Genomic DNA, 17567 nt, shown 5'->3' on the forward strand with positions numbered 1-17567 from the left:
ACCACCGGCTCCGTGCCCCGCTCCCCCTTCCCTCCGTAAAGGACTCCTGCCATGCGTACGTCATCGATCCGCCGCACCTGTGCGGCCCTCGCGGCCGTCACCTCCCTCGCGCTCGCCGTCACCGCCTGCGGGGGCACCACCAAGAGCGATGTGAAGAAGGAGAGCGGTCCGGCCGCATCCGCCGGCGAGGCGGACCCGGACGCGCCCACCAAGAAGGGCCTGACCGTCGGCTTCCTCCCCAAGCAGGTCAACAACCCCTACTTCACCACCGCCGACAAGGGCGGACAGAAGGCCGTCGAGGCGCTGGGGTCCACCTTCAAGGAGGTCGGCCCGACCAGCGCCACCGACACCTCGGGCCAGGTCTCCTACGTCAACACGCTCACCCAGCAGCAGGTCGACGCCATCGCCGTGTCCGCGCAGGACCCGGGCGCCCTGTGCACCGCGCTCAAGCAGGCCATGAAGAACGGCGTCAAGGTCGTCACGTACGACTCCGACACCACGGCCGACTGCCGCCATGTGTTCGTCTCGCAGGCGGGGGCGGAGGACCTGGGCCGGACCCAGATCCAACTGCTCGCCGAGCAGATCGGCTACAAGGGCGAGATCGCGATCCTGTCCGCCGCCCAGACCGCGACGAACCAGAACCTGTGGATCGACTACATGAAGGACGAGCTGAAGGACCCGAAGTACAAGGACGTGAAGCTGGTGAAGGTGGCGTACGGCAACGACGACGCCCAGCAGTCCTTCCAGCAGACGCAGGGGCTGATCCAGGAGCATCCGAAGCTCGCCGGGATCGTCTCGCCGACCACGGTCGGCATCAAGGCGGCGGCACAGTACCTGTCGGGTTCGAAGTACCGGGGCAAGGTCAGGCTGTCCGGTCTCGGCACCCCCAACGACCTGCGCTCGTACGTGAAGAACGGCACGGTCGAGGCGTTCGAGCTGTGGGACCCGGCGAAGCTCGGCGAGCTGGCCGGCCATGCCTCGGTCGCCCTGGCGTCCGGGCAGATCACCGGCGCGGAGGGACAGACCTTCGAGGCGGGCGACCTGGGCACCTACACGATCGGGAAGGACGGGGTGGTCAGCCTCGGCAAGCCGACGGTGTTCGACAAGGACAACATCGACGACTTCGACTTCTGATGCACGCGGATAGGCTGAGGGCTAGGGCCTGTCGTTTGGATCGGGCCGGATCAGGGAGCGGGGTCCGGTGCGTGCAGCTGCAAGGCGGAGGATTGAGGCAACGCGAGTGGGGTCTCCCCTGCTCGAGCGAAGCCGAGAGCTTGGGGAAGTTGGTGATTGACGACAACGCCGCAGATGCGCGTGCCGGGGCCCGCGAGCCCGGCAGGATCCAAACGACAGGCCCTAGTCCCGCGTCCCTCGCCCTTCTGGAGGTCTCCGTCTGATGGCCCGGTCGGTGGGTATCAAGGACGTGGCCCGGGCCGCCGCAGTGTCGGTGGGCACGGTCTCCAACGTCATCAACCGCCCGGACACGGTCGGTCCCGATACCCGGGCCCGCGTGCTGTCGGCGATCGAACGCCTCGGTTACGTCCGCAGCGAGTCGGCCCGGCAGTTGCGGGCGGGACGCAGCCGGATCATGGGGCTGCTCGTCCTCGACATGGGCAACCCGTTCTTCGTCGACGTGGCGCGCGGGGCGGAGCGCGCCGCGCGCGAGGCGGGGCTCGGCGTCATGGTCTGCAACAGTGCGCAGAGCCCCGGCGAGGAGGCGGAGTATCTGGCGCTCTTCGCGGAGCAGCGGGTCCGGGGCGTGCTGCTGACCCCCGCCGACGCGACCGGGCGCAACATCGAGGCGTTCCGGCGCCACGACATCCCGTTCGTCCTAGTCGACCGGGTCGCCGAGGGAACCACCGAGTGCTCGGTGTCGGTCGACGACGTGGCGGGCGGGACTCTGGCGGTGCGGCATCTGCTGGACGCCGGGCACCGCTCCATCGCGTACGTGAGCGGGCCGCCCGGTTTCAACCAGGTCCGGGACCGCCGTACGGGTGCGCTCGCCGCGCTCGCCGGGGCGGGCCTGGGCCCGGACGCGCTGCGGGAGCTGCCGACGGAACGGCTCGACGTGGCGGCGGGCCGGGACGCGGGGGCCCGGCTGCTGGGGCTCTCCGACCGTCCGACCGCCGTGTTCTGCGCCAACGACCTGCTCGCCCTGGGCGTACTGCAGTCCCTGTTCGCCGCCGGGGTCTCCGTCCCCGGCGATCTGGCGCTGGTGGGCTACGACGACATCGAGTTCGCGGCGGCGGCGGCCGTGCCGCTGACGTCCGTACGGCAGCCGGCGGCGACGATGGGGGCGCTGGCGGCGGGTCTGCTCCTGGAGGAGACCGGGACGTCGGACGTACCGCACGAACACCGGCGGGTGGTGCTGCAGCCGGAGCTGGTGGTGCGCCGCTCCAGTCTCGCCGCGCGCTGAGCCGCGGGCCCTCGGTCAGATGTCGGAGAGGAGTCCGTCCAGCGGTCCCGGCAGATGTGCGAGGTCCAGCGCTTGGGTCAGCGCTCGCGCATAGTGCTCCTTGCGGCCGCCGATGGTCCCCATGAAGCGCCGCAGCTGTGCCTCGACCGTCCGCTCCCGCTGGGCGGGCTGGCGTTGGAAGAGCCGGAAGGTGCGCAGGTCTCCCTGGTCGTCGATGACCTGCTGGACGCCGTCCGTGCCGAGCGCCCGGATCAGCTCGTCCTCCAGGTCGGCGTGGCAGGTGAAGAAGCCCAGCGCCTCCAGGTCGCCGGTGGCCGGGGCGGTGCCGAAGCCGGTCCGCTCCAGGCCCTGGCGGAAGAAGCGCTGCTCCGCCGCGTCGCACAGGCCGGCGGGCCGGACGTCGAGCCCGTCGGGCCCCAGCAGGCGCAGGTAGCGGGTGATGCTGGTGGCGCCCCCGAGCGGCACGACCACGACGCCCTCCGCGCTCAGGGTGCGCCCCTGGCGTTCGGCGAGCGCCTCGACCGCCGCCCGGTCGCTGACACCCTCGACGAGCACCACGGTGCGCAGGCTCAGGTCGGCCGCCAGTTCACGGGCGGCCCCGGCCTCGGCGGGCGCGGGCGTGTCCCCGTCACCCGCGGCCCAGGAGATGACCGTCTGCCGGAAGCGCGTCGCTGTGTCCACGGGGCCAGTCTCGCACCGTGATCGGCGGGTACGGCAAGGGTTTTCCGGTACGTCGGCGAGGGCTGCAGCCGGGGAGGTCAGCGGGGTGCGGGAGGTCGCCGCGCCAGGTACAGGCCGACGCCCAGGGCGAGCGCCAGGACACAGCCGGAGAAGGTCAGTCCGGCGTTCCTGAGTCCGATGCCCAGGGTGAGGGCGCCGACGCCGACCACGGGCAGGGAGATGCCCAGGTAGGCGATGACGAAGAAGGCGGACACGGTTGCGGCCCGGTGCTCGGCCGGGGCGGCGGCGCTGATCGCCGTCACCGCGCCGCGGAACGCCAGCCCCTGTCCGAGGCCGCCGCACAGCGCGCCGGCGACGAGCAGGGGAAGCGAGGCGAACAGCAACGAGGCGCCCACCAGCAGGAGTCCGGCGACCAGGACGAAGCAGCCGCCCGGCAGGGCCCGCCGCTCGCCGACCCGCCCCATGAGCGCCTGCCCGGCCGTTGAGGCGAGGAAGACGGAGAAGACGACGAGTCCCGTCAGCGCCAGGTTGTGCACGTCGAGCGTCTCGGACACGAACGCGGGGGCGACCGCCGTGAAGAGGCCCAGCAGGGAGAACCCGGCGAAGGCGGCCAGCGCCGAGGTGGTGAACACGCCGCGCATCGCGGGAGGGACGGCCAAACCCTGGGGCCGCAGCCGCAGTACCCGTACGCGGGAGGAGGCGACCGTCTCGGGCAGGAACCAGGTCAGTACAGCGGCCACGGCGATCAGCGCCAGGTGGGCGACGAAGGGGAGCCGCAGGGGCCAGGGGGCGTACTCGGCGAGCAGCCCGGACAGCAGCGGGCCGCACCCCAGGCCGCCCATGTTCGCGGCGGTCGCGGCCAGCCCGGCTCTCGCCGCGCGCCCCGGCGGGGCCAGTTCCATCACGGTGACGGTCGCCGCGCCGCTGAGCAGTCCGGCGGCGAACCCGGAGAGGAGGCGGCCGGCGAAGAGGGCGGGGAGCCCGCCCTCGAAGAGGAAGCACAGGGCGCTGGCCGCCGAGAAGCCCAGGGCGGCCAGGAGTACGGGCCGCCGCCCCGCCTCGTCGGAGACGTTTCCGGCGAGCAGCAGGGTGGCGATCACTCCCAGGGCGTAGACGGCGAACACCACGGTCACCATCAGTTCGGAGAAGCCGAGCTGTTCCCGGTAGAGGCCGTAGAGCGGTGTGGGCAGTGTGGTGCCCGCCATGCCGATGGCGAAGACGGCCGCCGCGGCCGGGTAGCCGAGGCGTTTCCTCCGGTGGGCGGAGCCGGTCGTCCGGCTCATGCGTCGGGTGGCGGGTCCGTCGGGGCGGCGGGCGTGATGTGGGTGAGTACGCACAGCCAGCGGCCGTCGCGCCGGACGAAGACGTCAGTGACCCATTCGTCGGCGTCGAAACGTCGGCCACCGTAGTGGGCGGTGTTGGTCATCCGTGCGGTGACCGTGGCGGTGTCCCCGTGGACGCGGACCCTCGACGGGCTGATGGTCCGCATCGCCGAGTGGGTCAGGTCGCCGGACCTGACGTATTCGAGAAACGCGTCCCGGTCCGTGATGCCGGACTCGGAGACGATGACCCACTCGTCCGCCATGAAGGCCCTGATCCGCTCCATGTCGTTCGAGACGATGGCGGCGGACCATTCCTCCACCAGGGCGACGATCCGGGCCTGTACCGCAGGGTCCTGGGCGTCGGCGCCGTTCGGCGGCGGCCCGGAGCCGGCTCCGCTGTCTTCCATTGTTCGAGCGTAGCGGCGGGGCAGGCGGCCCGCAGTTCATGGGCGGCCGGGCGGGCGGCCGCCCGGGAACCGAACGGACACGGGGCGATACGGGGCCGGCGGCTCCGTGCTCTACGCGGGCGGGCCGTCGACGGCGGCGGTCGTCTCCCCGGGCCCTTGGCCCTTCGGCGGGTCGGGCAGCTCACGGCAGCGAACCATGAAGGACCGCTCGAAGACGATGACGGTCTCTCCCGTCGCCTTCGTGCCCGTGGTCTCCACCGTGATGATCCCCTGCCCCGGCCGGGACCGGGACAGCCGCTTGTCGAGGATGCGGCTCGTCGCGTAGAGGGTGTCGCCGACGAAGACGGGGCTCTTCAGACGGACCTTGTCCCAGCCCAGGTTGGCCACCGCCCGCGCCGACAGCGCCTGCACGGTCATCCCGCCGACCAGGCACAGCGTGATGCCGCTGTTCACCAGGACCTTTCCGTACTCGGCGCCGGCGCCGTAGTGCTGGTCGAAGTGGAGGGGGTGCTGATTCATCGTCAGCAGGGTCAGCCAGGTGTTGTCGGCCTCGGAGAGGGTACGGCCCGGCCAGTGCCGGATCACCATGCCCGGCTCGAAGTCCTCGTAGTCCCCGCCGTGCTCCTCGACGTACTCGTTGTCCTTGACGTGACGCAGGGTCATGCGGCATCTCTCCGGTGATGTCACTTGGATGAGGGGCGGCGGCGCGGACGGGCACGCCGCCACCGGGCTGAGCGTGGGGGGTGCTGCCGTCAGATCGCCACCATCACGTTGTCGGAGCTGCTCGTGCCTCCTCGGACACTGACGATCCCGGCGGAACCGTCGCCGAAGAAGCGGCAGAACAGCCCGGCCGGCCGGCCGCCGAACAGCAGAGGCCCCAGGACCGGGGCGACATCGACGTCGTACGGCTCGTCGACCCCGTCGGCGATCAGCGCGACCCGGCAGGTCTGCGGCTGCACGAACTCCTGCACCACGCTGGTGCGGCCCTGGACGGCCTCGCCGACGGCGGACTCCCAGGCGGCCTGATCGGCCTCGCGGCCGATGGTCACCTGTTGTCCGCTCTCCCCGAGGGCGGCCTTGAGCACCAGCAGCTCGCGGTTCTTCAGCACGAACGGAAGCAGGTCGACCTGCTGACCCTCCCGGTCGGTCCTGCGCTCCGAGAGGATCCGTGTCCACGGCAGGTACCGCTCGACGAGCCTGCGGTCCCCCTCGGTCATCCAGGGCCGTCCCTCCGACAGCAGCCCCATGGTGAGCTTGCTGTGCAGGAAGGTCGAAGTCTGGGTGCCCACCAGCAGACAGCCATGGTCCAGGGCGCCCTGGACCGGTGTGGTGTCGAGGCCCGCGTCGAGCCAGTCCGGAATGGTGAAGTTCCGCAGTCCGACCGGATAACGCAGATGCGGGGCGCAGTCCCACGCCTCGGGCAGCTCCTCCGGTTCGAAGAAGCGTGCGGTCAGGCCGTGGCTGTTGTAGTAGTCGGCCTCCATCTCGAAGTACCGCCGCTCGACGCCGGTCACCCGGGCACTGCCGACGACGGCCACCCTCGGCGCCACGGCCAACTCCGCGCTGAGCGACCGGAACATCTCGGCGCGTACGGCGAACGGGCTCGGCGACCGGAACGGGGTCCGGCCCTCCTCGTCGGCGTGGAGTCCGCGCCACACCGCCAGACGGCTCTGGGTCTCCACCACGCCACCGAGCGCACCGCTGACGTTGAACTCCAGGAACTGCGGCCCGTCGGGCCCGATGACCAGATCCGGACGGACCACGGAGTCGGCGTACCGCTCCTCGATGAACGGGTCACTCACCCACAGCCGGTCCTCGGCGGCGGGCATCTCGTAGGCCGCAAGCCGGTCGGCGGTGGTGTGCCCGCTCTCCAGGGCGGCACGGCGCAACAGATCGACCAGCGCGACGCTCGCCCGGAAGATCTCGGCGTAGGCCGCGCGCGGGATCGCCATCGGCGCCGCGGGAAGGACCCTCTGGTGCGGCCAGCCGGTGTCCCTCAGCTCGTGCCGCAGCATCTGCCGGATCGTGTCCGCCGACGCGGCGGGCCGCAGCCGGTGGCCGCCGAACCACGGGTGCCCGTTTCCCGGACCGAGGTCCTCATGCGTGTCCATCCGACTCTCCCTCCTGTGGTGGCGGAACGGCGGTCGGGCCGCCCGTTCCCCGCTCGGCCGTACCGCACTCCTCGAACAGCGCCACCGCGGCGGCGGTGTCCTCGATCGCCATGCCGACCGTGCGCAGGACCGTGGTCCGGCCGGTGACGTCGACCTCGCCGTTCACCAGATCGCCCAGGTCCCGCAGGTCCTCGACCTTGATCAGGCCGTCGGCCAGTGCGGCCCGGATCTCCCCCGCGCCGTCCAGCGCCGCGGTCCGGTCCTCGACGACGGTCACGGCGTCGGCCAGCAGTGCCGGGGCGAGCTCGACGGCGTCGGGGTGGGTTCCGCCGATCACGTTCACGTGCGCCCCGGGGGCCACCCAGTCCGCCTCCACCACGGGTGTGCCGTCGTCGGTCGAGGTGGCCGTGCAGATGATCGCCGCGTCGGTGACGGCGTCCCTCGCGGTGTCGCAGACCTGCACGCGGACGGGCCGCGGTGCGGTGTCGCGGATCCAGTCGGCGAGCTTCTCGGCCCCGGCGCGGGTGCGCGAGTGGACGCGGACCGTACGGATCGGGCGCACCGCCGTCACCGCCCGGACGAGGGCGCGCGCCTGCACCCCCGCGCCGATCACCGCCAGGTCGTCGGCGTCGTCGGGCGTGCACCAGCGGGTCGCCAGAGCGGCCACCGCGCCGGTGCGGACGGCGGTGAGCTCGGCGCCGTCCAGCAGCGCGGTGATCTGCCCCGTCTCCAGATCGGTGAGCGCGACGATCCCGTGGATCAGCGGCAGCCCGCGTACCGGGTTGTCGGGGGTGAGCGTGGTGATCTTGACGCTGCCCACCGCCCGCTGCTCCCAGACGGCGGGGCTGACCAGGAGGACGCGCCGGTCGCCGTGCTCGACGACCGTGCGGGCCGGGGAGCGGGTCCGGCCCGCGGCCAGGTCGACGAACATCTCGCCGAGCACGTCGATCACGCGCAGCATCCGCCGGGTACCGGCCATGTCGGCGGCCCGGACCATCACCGGCGCGCTCACGCGGTACCCCCCTCGCGGCCGAACCGGCTCGTCCAGGCGTCCTCGCGCGCCACCGTGGTGCGGGCCAGCCGGGCGAACGGCGGGCCGACCATGTTGCCCTCCAGGACGGCGATCCCGCCGTCGGCCGCCGCCACGGCCTCCACCACCCGGCGCGCCAGTCCCAGTTCGTCGGGCCGGGGCCGCAGGAGTCGGTTGATCACGTCGAGTTCGCCCGGGTGCACCGTCGCCTTGCCGTGGAAGCCGAGTGCCCGCGCCCGGGTGGTCTCCTCGGCGAGGACCGCCGGTTCGGCGAGCCGGAAGTTGGCCGTGTCGACGCACGCCGTGCCGTACCGGGCGCAGGACATCGCCATCGCCTGCCGGGCGGCCAGCATGGCCTCCCAGCTGATGTCGACCCCGAGCGTGGCGGCCAGATCGGCCGAGCCGAGCACCAGGCCGTCGGCGGAGCGCGCGATGGAGTCGATGCGGGTGACCGCCTCGACCGTCTCCACCGTCACGTAGATCTCGGGGAACGCGCCCCCCGACGCCAGCATCCGGCGCAGCAGGTCGACCTCGTCCGCCGAGGTCACCATCGTCATCATGACGATGCCGGGCCTCACCGGGCTGTCGGTCAGCATCAGGACGTCGTGGACCCCCGCGAGGCTGCCGAGCTCGTTCATCCGCACGGCGACCCGTCCCGGCCTCGGCGTCTTCTCCAGCGCGGCCCGGCAGACCGTGCGGGCGGCCGGCTTGCCGGCGGGCGGCACGGAGTCCTCCAGGTCGATCAGGTGGACGTCCGCGTCGTACGACCAGGCTTTCACCACCTGTTCCAGTGACAGGGCCGGCGTGTACAGGATGCTGCGCGGAATCGCCCGTGCCGCCCCGGTCACCCGGTCACCGTCCCGGGGAGCGCGGCCGCCGGGCTCGCCCCGGCCTCGATCAGCGCGGTGCAGAGCCGCTTGATCTGCTCGGCACTCTGGCCGGCCCGCAGCATCACCCGCAGTCCGGCGGTACCGCGTGCGACGATCGGGAAGAACACCGGTGAGGTGTAGAACCCGGCCGCGAAGACCTGCTTAGCCGCCTCGACGACCGTCTCGTCGCCCATCGGCACCACGCGGATCGGGTAGGTGCTGTCGGCCTGCTCGGTCAGGACGAGCGAGTCGAACAGCGCGATGTTGGACCGCAGGCGCTCCTGCAGCCGGGTGAGTTCCTCGGTCCGGTGGATCTCGGCCGAGGCGAGCGCCGCACCGACCGCGGCGGCGTTCATCTTCTGCGAGTAACCCAGCGGGCCCGCGAACCGTTCGATGAGCCGGCGCGTCTCCTCGGGGTACCCGTCGAGCAGGATCGCCGTGCCTCCGGCCCCGAACCCCTTGGTCAGGGTCGCCACGGTGATGGTCCGCTCGTCCAGCACCGGGGAGTGCGTGCGTACGTAGCCGATGCCGCGCTCACCGTACGCGGACAGCGAGTGCGAGTCGTCGTAGAAGACCAGGAGGTTGTACTTCTCCTGCAGTTCGGCCAGTTCCTCGACGGGCGCGTAGCCGCCGAGACTGTCCGAGCCGTCCACCACGTAGCAGACGCGTTCGTAGGTGCGGCACATGTCCTTGAGGAAGTCGAGGTCGTGGTGGCCGCAGGTCACGACCTCGCTCTCGTCGGCGCAGCTCGGCTTGGCGTTGGCCAGCGAGACGTGGGCGTTCTTGTCGAAGACCATCAGCGGCCTGGTGCCGTTGCCGAGGTGCCCCGACGCGATCATCGGGAGCAGCCCGGTGCTGGCCGCCGCGGTGGAGATCGCGCTGATCACCATCGCGCCGAACAGCTCGCCCAGCGACTCCTCCAGCTCCAGCAGCACCCGGGTCTGGACGCGGGTGCGCGGGATGCAGTGGTCGAGCACCCCGAAGCGGCGCAGCGAGGCGACCGCGCCGTCGATGACCTTGGGGTGGGTGTCCAGATCCAGGTAGGAGCACACCGTGAAGTTGACGAACTCGTGCCCGTCGGCCATGTGGAACACGCCGTCGTCGAGGTCGCCGACGATGCCCGCGACCCCGTTCTCGTAGGACTCGTTCCAGAAGGTGTTGCCGATCCCGATGAGTTTGTCGTTGTTGCGGTAGCGGTGGGTGGGGGTGATGGTCCTGCGCTCGCTCATCGGGAGTTCCCCTCGGTGGGCTTGTAGCTGTAGACGCCCTTGAGTCTCCGGTAGGCGTACGTGTACAGGGCGACGCCGAGCACATGCGGCCTGCGGAGGATCTTCTTGGACTTGAGCCAGAAGTTGACGTTGATGTTCATCTCGCCCAGCGACTCGGCCTGGTGCCACCAGCCGAGCGGCAGGTAGAGCATGTGCCCCGGTTCGAGGACGAAGTCGCGGCGCTGGGCGAGCTTGGCCGCGAGCCTCGGGTAGCGCACCAGGTCGACGTCGTCGAGGTCGACCACGTTCGACTTGTCGCCGGTCCCGCGCAGGACCGACCTCGGGTAGTACTCCCGCACGCCGGGCGGGGCGATGATGAACCGCTTGCGGCCTTCGAGCGCGATGTTGAAGTTCTCGAACTCGTCGAAGTGGTTCTTGGTGAATACGCCGCGGTGGCTGATCCACAGGTTGGCCGCGTAGAGGCTGTCGCCGTATCCGAAGAACTCCTCGGCGTCGAAGCCGATGACGGCGTTCACGTCGGCCGGACTGCTGCGGATGTTCGACACCACGCGGTGCCAGGTGTCCGAGCTGGTCAGGTGTCGCTCGTCCGCGAAGAACTCGCGGAGCTTGATGTCCCGTGTCTCCCAGCGCCCGGGGTGGTTCTTGTCACCGGGCTCGGTGAACAGGGTGACGGTCATCTCGGCCAGGCGCGCCGCCACTTCGTCGCGTCCGAGTCCCTGCACGTCGGCCGGCAGCTTGATCACCACGGGACGGTCGGCCTCGTACAGCCCCCGGGGGCCTACGGCGAGGAACTCGTCGAACGACATACGGGTGACCTCGACACCCGCTGTCCCGTTCGACTCGGGCACCACTTCCGGTACTGCCATGTCGTCGATCCTTCCTTCTTCACCGGGTCTCATGCCTCGTCAGCCGTCGGTCCTGCGGCCGCTCAACTCCGCCACCACGTCCACGATCAGGTCCTCCTGGCCGGCGATGGCCTGCCGCCTGCCGAGTTCGAAGAAGACTTCACGCGGATCCACCCCCGCGGCCCCGGAGAGTTCGACGACCCGGTGCTTGAAGCCGGAGAACACTCCGGCCAGGCCGCTGACGATGCTCATCGAGGCGGTCACCGGTGGTGCGGGCATGAGTTCGCGCTCGGCGAGCTCGGCGGCGTCCAGCAGCGCGTACAGGTCGATGCCCGTGGTGAAACCGCTGCGCTCCAGCACCGGTACCAGCACTTCGAGTTGGGTATTGCCCGCCCCGGCTCCGAAGCCACGGGCGCAGCCGTCGATGATCAGGGCGCCGGCGTCGGCGGCGGCCACCGAGTTGGCGACGGCCATACCGAGGTTGTTGTGTCCGTGGAAGATCACCGGGACGGTGTCGACCGCCTCGACGATCGCGCCGATCCGCGCGGTGACGTCCGGAGGGAGGAAGTGGCCGGCGGAGTCCATGATTCCCACAGCCTGCGCGCCGTATCCGACGGCCCGTGCGGCCTGCTCGGCCAGCTCGTCCGGGGAGGCCATGTGGCTCATCATCAGGACGCAGTGGGCCTCGGCGCCCGCATCGCGCAGGAAGCCCAGATGGTGCTCGGCCAAGGACGCCTCGGTGGCGTGCACGCCGACGCGGAAGACGTCGACCCCGTGAGCGATCGCCTTTCGGAGGTCGTCGGAGGTACCCCAGCCGGGCAGCATGAAGGTGCCCAGCCGGCTGTGGCGCAGCGCCTCGCGGACGGTCGACAGCATCGCGTCGTCGGTCGCGGCGGCCAGCCCGACCTGCAGCGACGAGGCGCCCAGGCCGTTGCCGTGGCCGACCTCCACCACCGGAATCCGCGCGGCGTCCGCCGCTTCCGCGTAACGGCGCAGTGCGGTCAGTCCGAGCTGGTGCCGCACCGCGTGCTGGCCGTCGCGCAACGTCGGGTCGTGGATCACCAGTTGCTTCACGACGTCACCCCCATCCGGGACACCCGGTCCGGCCTGGCCGCGTACTGCTCGGCGACCATGACGGCGGCGGCGTTGATGATGTCGAGGTTCCCCGCGTACGGAGGCAGGACGTCACTGTGCGCCGTGACCTTGAGGACGATCGTCACCAGGTCGTCGACCGCGGTGCAGGCGACGACCTCGTACCCGGGTGCGAAGGACCGCACCTGCTCGGCCGCCCGGTCGACCACCGCGCGCACCGCCACCGGATCAGCGTCGGGCACCCGGGCGTGGATGACGGTCCGGAAGGTGGCCGGCGGCACCGCCGGACTGATGTTGAGGATCACCTTGACGTCGCTCACTCCGGAGAACGTCGTCACGGCGTGCCCGGTGGCCGCCACGTACTCGTCGAGGTTCAGCCTGGTCGCGCGGCCGGCCACGTCACTCGCCACGGTCGAGACGACCTCGAGATACGTCACCGGGAAGCGGGCCGCGAGCGCGTGCACGACCGGAACGGACGCCTGACCGCCGCAGCTGATCAGATTGACGTTGCGCGCGGACTCGGCCGCGACGCCGGTCACGGTGGGCGCGACCATCTGCCCGACCTTGCTGGGAGTCAGATCGATCACCAGCGTCCCAAGGGGCTCCAGCAGCGGCCAGTGCTCCCGGTGGGACGCGGCGCTGGTGGCGTCGAAGACGACGTCGAAGGGGTTCGGCGCCGCCAGTAAGGCCTCGATGCCGGCGGCGGTGGTGGCGCAGCCGAGGCTCTCGGCGTGCCGCAGGCCCGCCGACTCCGGATTGCGTCCGGCCACCAGCCGGCAGTCCAGCGTGGGTGACCGGTCGATCTTGCTGACCAGGTCCCGCCCGATCGCCCCGGTGCCGATGACGGCGACCGTCACCGTTTCGACGAGGTCCGGGCGGGCGTTCGTCAGGCCCGCCGTGAGACTCAACGTATGCCTCCGGGACAGCGGAGGCGGCGGACCAGCGGATGACGTGAGAGGCGGCAGCGGGCGCCGGTCGTCCGTCTCGCCGCATCGGGTTCGTAGGTTCTCATGAACGTTGTTCCCACCCTTCCATCTGCGCGCGGCTGCTGTGTGGCAGTCCTGGCCGCGGGCAGCCAGGTGCCTCACCGGGATTTCCGTCCGTTCCGGACCGTGCGCCGACGCGGTCGGTCACATCGCCTCTCCCGCAGAGCTCGGCCGGCCATCGTTCAGCCATCCATGCCGGTCGGCTGCCGGGAGGCGAAGCGCCAGTAGAGGCGAAGCGCGGTCACACGCTTGGAGGACGAAGATCAACAGCCGTATGTCGTCGCGCCGAAACAATCGGCCCTGAGCTCGAACCGGAGGCTTGATGCAGTGTGTTGAAGCCCCGTTGACGGCATGTCCTCCCATGCATGCACGTCGCTGACCGCCGATTCACCCGTCCAGCGGCGGCGAACATATCAGAAGACCGCAGGACACAACCCCCCTCATTCGCCCATGGATTGATCTTCCCGGGAGGCGACCTTCACGTACCTCCCGGGCACTTGACCGGCGATTATGCGCCTCCTGCCCGCAGAACCCGATCTTTCTCTCGACTCCGCCGTGGACGCCGACTACTCTCGGGAACCCCGTGCACCTGGCTGTACGGGCCTCGGCGAGCGACGACGGGTTGGTGGGGCGTCGACGGCGGGGCAGCCACATCGAAGGGGGAGGCAATGTACTGCCGGTTGCGCTGCCACGCGCTTTCATGACCGCGTCGACGACCGACAAGGCCGACGCGCAACGGCCCGTGCTGGGACGTGACTTCTCCCGGCTGTGGTGGTCCGCCGCGGTGTCCTCGCTCGGCGACGGGGCCACGATCGCCGCCGCGCCCCTGCTGGCCACCCGCCTGACCGACGACCCCCGCCTGATCGGCGCGGCCTCGGTCGCCTTCACCGCGCCGTTCCTCCTGTTCGGCATCCCCGCTGGGCTGCTGGTCGACCGCATCGACATCCGAGCGATGATGGTCCGCGTCGACATCGGCCGTGCCGTCCTGCTGGCGGTCCTCACCGCCGGGATCCTCGGCGGCTGGGGCGGGTTGCCGCTGCTCTACGTCTGCATGTTCCTGCTCGGCACCGGCGAGGTGCTCTGCCGCAACGCCGCCCAGGTACTCGTTCCCTTCATCACTCCGCGGGCCGGGCTCTCCACCGCCAACGCCCGCATCATGGCCGCGCAGGAGGCGGGAACCGGCTTCATCGGACCGCTCGTCGGCGCGCTGATGTTCGGTGTGGCGACGGCCCTGCCCTTCGGCGTGGACGCGGCCACCTTCCTGTGCTCCGCCGTCCTGATCAGCAGGATCAGCCGCACCCGGCCGGTCGAGCGCAGACCGGACAGCACCGGCGTGATGTCGGAGATGCTGGCCGGCGCGAAATGGCTGTTCTCGCACCACCTGCTGCGCAGCCTCGCCCTGGTGTCCTGTCTGATCAACCTCGCCGGGAGCGCGATGCTCGCGGTCCTCGTGGTGCACAGCGGGAAGGTGCTCGGCCTGGGGCCGTTCGGGTTCGGAGCCCTGCTCGCCTGCCAGGCCGTGGGCGCCGTCCTGGCCTCACGCTTCGCCCCCGCGCTGACGGAACGTCTGGGCCGCGAGGGAGCGCTGGTCGCCACGGCCGTCCTGATCACCACGAGCGAGGCGGTGCTTGCCGCCGTGCCCTCGATGTACGCGGCCGGCGTGGCCCTCGCGATCTTCGCGTGCGGGACGGTGACGTGGAACGTCGTCGTGGTCGTCCTGCGGCAGACCCTGGTGCCGCAGCACCTGCTCGGGCGGGCGAACAGCGTGTACCGGCTCGTGGCCTGGGGCGGTCTGCCCGTCGGTGCGGCGGCCGGCGGCTTCGTCGCCGCCGAGGTCGGCACCCGCGCCGTGTTCGGCGCCGGTGCGGTCGTCATGGCCGTGGTCGCGATGGGGCTCCTCGTGGGCGCCCGCCGCCGGTGGATCACCCGCGCCGACCCGGCTCCGCTGCCGACGGAAGCGGACTGAGCGGGCAGCCGTCCGGCTTGCCGCAGGACTCCGGCACCGAATCGATCACCGTCCACTCCGGAAGGAACGCCCCATGACGACCACGAGTCCTCCCACGCCGCCCAGGTCGCGGTTGGGCCACGCGTACGGGGAGCAGCTCGCGCAGAACGCGCCGAAGGGCCACCCCGCGGCGGCCGCCCTGGAGTCCGCCACACTGAAGCTGGCGTACCAGGACCGGTTCCTGAACGGCCCCGCCTTCCTCCGCGAGAGCGAGCTCCGCACCCTCGTGGGAGACCTCCACACCGTCTACGGGCTGCTGCGCTCGCTGCCGGAACGCGGGTTCGACGGAAGCATCACCGCGCTGGCCGCGGCGGTCGGCCTGGACCCCCTGCAATCGGCGCTGATCACGCGGAGCGCCCGGACCGGCTCACTCCTCCCGCTGGGGCGGGCCGACCTCTATCACGACGGTACGGGGTTCAAGCTCCTCGAATTCAATATCACCAGCGCGCTCGGCGGCTTCGAGAACGCCGACATCAACCGGGCGATGCTGGCGTATCCACCGCTTGAGGAGTTCGTACGGAGCCACGGACTCCGCTACGAGGACACCCTGGGCCACATGGTGCGGACCATGTACGCCGAGTGCGCCGCGAACATCCCCGCCGACCGGGCGCCCGTCGTCGCCGTGGTGGACACGGTGGAGAACTTCGCCGTCGTGGGGCCCCGGCTGCGGGTGTTCGCCGAGAAGCTGGCCGACTACGGGGTCGAGGGGATCGCCTGCGACCTGGGCGAGATCACGTACCCGAACGGCCGCCCGACGGCCTCGGGCCGTACCGTCGACGTCGTCTTCCGGTACTTCCTGCCCGAAGACCTCACCGACCCGACCGCGGCGGCCCAGCTGGAGCCGCTGCTGACCGCCGTCGAGGAGGGCAGGCTGGGCCTGTTCAGCCGACTGGACGCCGAGCTGTACGGCAACAAGGGCACCCTGGCGATGCTCTCCGACGAGCTGCACCGCGACCGGTACGACGCCGCCGAACTGGCGTGCCTCGACCGGCTCCTCCCGTGGACGCGGTACGTGCGCCCGCACACCACGGACCCCGGCGGCACCCGGGTCGACCTGCTCCCCCACGCCCTGGGTCACCAGCACGAGCTGATCCTGAAGCCGACGCTGCTGCACGGCGGCAACGGCATCATCGCCGGCTGGCAGGTGGACCCCGCGGAGTGGGAAAGCAGGGTCACCTCGGCGATGAACGGCCCGTTCGTGCTCCAGCGCCGTGTACGTCCCGCCGCCGAGCCGTTTCCCGACGGCACCGGAGGCGTACGGGAACTCTTCCTCAACTGGGGCCTCTACCTGGGCGCACGCGGTGCCGAGGACGACGGATACGCGGGAGGCTTCGTACGGGGCAGCGCCGATCCCGGCGTCGGGGTGGTCAGCATGGGCAGCGGCGCCACGGTCGGCTGCGTCTTCCACGGCGGCGACCGCTGATCCCCTGCCCCCCCGGCGGCGGCCGGGATGGCCCGCCGCACTGAAGGGGAGGACTCGCCGTGCCCCCCCAGCTCCGACGTTCTCACCTGGGTCATGCCCCCAGGTCCTCCGTCACGGGCAGACACTCGGTGAGCAGGGCGACGACGTCGCGCCAGGCTCGCTGCGCGTGTTGCGGGTGGTGGCCGACGCCGGGGACCGTGGGGTGGTCGACCGGCGGGTGGTGGAAGGCGTGCAAGGCGCCGCCGTAGACCGTGAGGCGCCAGTCGACGCCCGCGGCCTGCATCTCGGCGGTGAACGCGTTCCGTTGCGCGGGCGGCATGATCGGGTCTTCCGACCCGACCCCGGCCCACACCGGGCAGCGAATGTGCGCCGCCTCGCCCGGTCGACCCGTGGTCAGTGCGTTGACTGTGCCGATAGCGCGCAGGTTGACGCCGTCGCGCCCGAGTTCCAGCCCTACGGCGCCCCCGGTGCCGTAGCCGATGGCGGCGATCCGGTCGGGGTCGGTCCTCGGTTCGGCACGCAACACGTCGAGAGCCGCATGGCCGATGCCCCGCATCCGGTCGGGATCAGCGAGCAGCGGCAGGCAACGGGCCAGCATCTCCTCGGAGTCGCTCATATAGCGCCCGCCGTGAAGGTCGAAGGCCAGCGCAACGTATCCCAGCTCGGCGAGAGCATCGGCCCGGCGGCGCTCGACGTCGCTGAGCCCTGTGCCCTCCGGTCCGAGCAGCACTGCGGGCCGGCGGTCGACACCGGCCGGGAGCGCGAGATGCCCGACCATCGTCAAACCGTCGGCCGGATACTCGACCGTACGCGTCGTCATCGTCGTCGTCATGAGACCGGACTGTAGTGATCGTCGAGCCCGGTACGGCTGGTGTTCTGCCACTGGCAGACAGCGCGGATACCCCTCAGAATGCGGCGAGGTCTCACGAGAACCGTCAGCTACCCCGCCCCCACGGCAGCGCTGTCGGATCACCTGCCCAGGCCACGGCGTGTCGGAGGGCGCACCATGGCCCTTGCGACGTCGTCGACCGTCACACCCGCCCCGGCCGGCGGGGTACTTGTGTGCCAGGTCGATGGCCTGGTGGTCAACGTGCGCGGACGACAGCGGCACGGGTATGGCGTGAGTCAGTGCACCGGCAGGTTCATGCCGC

16 protein-coding genes are annotated in these 17567 nt (G+C 71.1%); 4 read left to right on the forward strand and 12 right to left on the reverse strand.

Annotation, left to right across the window (positions count from 1 at the left end):
- Positions 1 to 51: 51 nt before the first annotated feature.
- Positions 52 to 1134, forward strand: coding sequence for a rhamnose ABC transporter substrate-binding protein (gene rhaS, locus IE272_RS23115; protein ID WP_050362759.1), 1083 nt, complete (start codon positions 52 to 54; stop codon positions 1132 to 1134).
- A 262-nt stretch (positions 1135 to 1396) separates the two neighbouring features.
- Complete coding sequence (locus IE272_RS23120) at positions 1397 to 2416, forward strand: LacI family DNA-binding transcriptional regulator (RefSeq protein ID WP_050362758.1); 1020 nt, start codon at positions 1397 to 1399, stop codon at positions 2414 to 2416.
- A gap of 15 nt (positions 2417 to 2431) precedes the next feature.
- Here IE272_RS23120 and IE272_RS23125 read toward each other — a convergent pair whose 3' ends face one another.
- From IE272_RS23125 to IE272_RS23175, 11 genes are all read right to left on the reverse strand, one after another.
- Positions 2432 to 3097 (reverse strand): ATP-dependent endonuclease, encoded by a 666-nt coding sequence (locus tag IE272_RS23125; RefSeq protein ID WP_190007784.1) that lies wholly within the window; start codon positions 3095 to 3097, stop codon positions 2432 to 2434.
- Between the two features lie 77 nt (positions 3098 to 3174).
- A complete protein-coding gene (locus IE272_RS23130; RefSeq protein ID WP_190007786.1) occupies positions 3175 to 4380 on the reverse strand; it encodes an MFS transporter in 1206 nt (401 codons plus the stop codon).
- Positions 4377 to 4826: a nuclear transport factor 2 family protein gene (locus IE272_RS23135; protein ID WP_007454440.1), complete on the reverse strand. Its 450-nt coding sequence runs from the start codon at positions 4824 to 4826 to the stop codon at positions 4377 to 4379. Before IE272_RS23135 ends, IE272_RS23130 begins: the two co-directional genes overlap by 4 nt.
- A gap of 111 nt (positions 4827 to 4937) precedes the next feature.
- Complete coding sequence (locus IE272_RS23140; protein ID WP_007454441.1) at positions 4938 to 5489, reverse strand: MaoC family dehydratase; 552 nt, start codon at positions 5487 to 5489, stop codon at positions 4938 to 4940.
- Positions 5490 to 5578: 89 nt separating this feature from the next.
- Positions 5579 to 6937 (reverse strand): hypothetical protein, encoded by a 1359-nt coding sequence (locus IE272_RS23145; RefSeq protein ID WP_056704800.1) that lies wholly within the window; start codon positions 6935 to 6937, stop codon positions 5579 to 5581.
- Positions 6924 to 7949, reverse strand: a complete 1026-nt coding sequence (locus tag IE272_RS23150) for an ornithine cyclodeaminase family protein (RefSeq protein WP_190007789.1) — start codon at positions 7947 to 7949, stop codon at positions 6924 to 6926. The genes IE272_RS23145 and IE272_RS23150 overlap by 14 nt, the downstream gene beginning before the upstream one ends.
- Entirely contained in the window at positions 7946 to 8815 is an 870-nt protein-coding gene (locus tag IE272_RS23155; RefSeq protein WP_190007790.1) for an HpcH/HpaI aldolase/citrate lyase family protein, read from the reverse strand. The genes IE272_RS23150 and IE272_RS23155 overlap by 4 nt, the downstream gene beginning before the upstream one ends.
- On the reverse strand, positions 8812 to 10065 hold the full coding sequence (locus tag IE272_RS23160; protein ID WP_050362751.1) for an 8-amino-7-oxononanoate synthase family protein: 1254 nt from the start codon (positions 10063 to 10065) through the stop codon (positions 8812 to 8814). The genes IE272_RS23155 and IE272_RS23160 overlap by 4 nt, the downstream gene beginning before the upstream one ends.
- On the reverse strand, positions 10062 to 10931 hold the full coding sequence (locus IE272_RS23165; RefSeq protein WP_198544859.1) for a cupin-like domain-containing protein: 870 nt from the start codon (positions 10929 to 10931) through the stop codon (positions 10062 to 10064). Before IE272_RS23165 ends, IE272_RS23160 begins: the two co-directional genes overlap by 4 nt.
- A 39-nt stretch (positions 10932 to 10970) precedes the next feature.
- Positions 10971 to 11984: a 4-hydroxy-2-oxovalerate aldolase gene (gene dmpG, locus IE272_RS23170; protein ID WP_057667477.1), complete on the reverse strand. Its 1014-nt coding sequence runs from the start codon at positions 11982 to 11984 to the stop codon at positions 10971 to 10973.
- Complete coding sequence (locus tag IE272_RS23175; protein ID WP_050362749.1) at positions 11981 to 12910, reverse strand: acetaldehyde dehydrogenase (acetylating); 930 nt, start codon at positions 12908 to 12910, stop codon at positions 11981 to 11983. The genes dmpG and IE272_RS23175 overlap by 4 nt, the downstream gene beginning before the upstream one ends.
- Before the next feature lie 778 nt (positions 12911 to 13688).
- Here IE272_RS23175 and IE272_RS23180 point away from each other — a divergent pair.
- Both IE272_RS23180 and IE272_RS23185 read left to right on the forward strand, forming a co-directional pair.
- Positions 13689 to 14954, forward strand: a complete 1266-nt coding sequence (locus IE272_RS23180; RefSeq protein WP_050362748.1) for an MFS transporter — start codon at positions 13689 to 13691, stop codon at positions 14952 to 14954.
- A gap of 73 nt (positions 14955 to 15027) precedes the next feature.
- Positions 15028 to 16416, forward strand: a complete 1389-nt coding sequence (locus IE272_RS23185) for a hypothetical protein (RefSeq protein WP_056704808.1) — start codon at positions 15028 to 15030, stop codon at positions 16414 to 16416.
- Between the two features lie 91 nt (positions 16417 to 16507).
- Here IE272_RS23185 and IE272_RS23190 read toward each other — a convergent pair whose 3' ends face one another.
- Complete coding sequence (locus IE272_RS23190) at positions 16508 to 17248, reverse strand: dienelactone hydrolase family protein (protein WP_229897430.1); 741 nt, start codon at positions 17246 to 17248, stop codon at positions 16508 to 16510.
- Positions 17249 to 17567 lie beyond the last annotated feature (319 nt).

It is taken from the genome of Streptomyces anulatus, assembly GCF_014650675.1.
GTDB lineage: Bacteria > Actinomycetota > Actinomycetes > Streptomycetales > Streptomycetaceae > Streptomyces > Streptomyces anulatus.

What these genes read in the sequence shown, in the direction of transcription:
- rhaS (WP_050362759.1), top strand. Translation starts at nt 52, where the DNA reads ATGCGTACGTCATCGATCCGCCGCACCTGTGCGGCCCTCGCGGCCGTC.
- IE272_RS23120 (WP_050362758.1), top strand. Translation starts at nt 1,397, where the DNA reads ATGGCCCGGTCGGTGGGTATCAAGGACGTGGCCCGGGCCGCCGCAGTG.
- IE272_RS23130 (WP_190007786.1), bottom strand. Translation starts at nt 4,380, where the DNA reads ATGAGCCGGACGACCGGCTCCGCCCACCGGAGGAAACGCCTCGGCTAC.
- IE272_RS23135 (WP_007454440.1), bottom strand. Translation starts at nt 4,826, where the DNA reads ATGGAAGACAGCGGAGCCGGCTCCGGGCCGCCGCCGAACGGCGCCGAC.
- IE272_RS23140 (WP_007454441.1), bottom strand. Translation starts at nt 5,489, where the DNA reads ATGACCCTGCGTCACGTCAAGGACAACGAGTACGTCGAGGAGCACGGC.
- IE272_RS23145 (WP_056704800.1), bottom strand. Translation starts at nt 6,937, where the DNA reads ATGGACACGCATGAGGACCTCGGTCCGGGAAACGGGCACCCGTGGTTC.
- IE272_RS23160 (WP_050362751.1), bottom strand. Translation starts at nt 10,065, where the DNA reads ATGAGCGAGCGCAGGACCATCACCCCCACCCACCGCTACCGCAACAAC.
- IE272_RS23165 (WP_198544859.1), bottom strand. Translation starts at nt 10,931, where the DNA reads ATGGCAGTACCGGAAGTGGTGCCCGAGTCGAACGGGACAGCGGGTGTC.
- IE272_RS23180 (WP_050362748.1), top strand. Translation starts at nt 13,689, where the DNA reads ATGACCGCGTCGACGACCGACAAGGCCGACGCGCAACGGCCCGTGCTG.
- IE272_RS23185 (WP_056704808.1), top strand. Translation starts at nt 15,028, where the DNA reads ATGACGACCACGAGTCCTCCCACGCCGCCCAGGTCGCGGTTGGGCCAC.
- IE272_RS23190 (WP_229897430.1), bottom strand. Translation starts at nt 17,248, where the DNA reads ATGACGACGACGATGACGACGCGTACGGTCGAGTATCCGGCCGACGGT.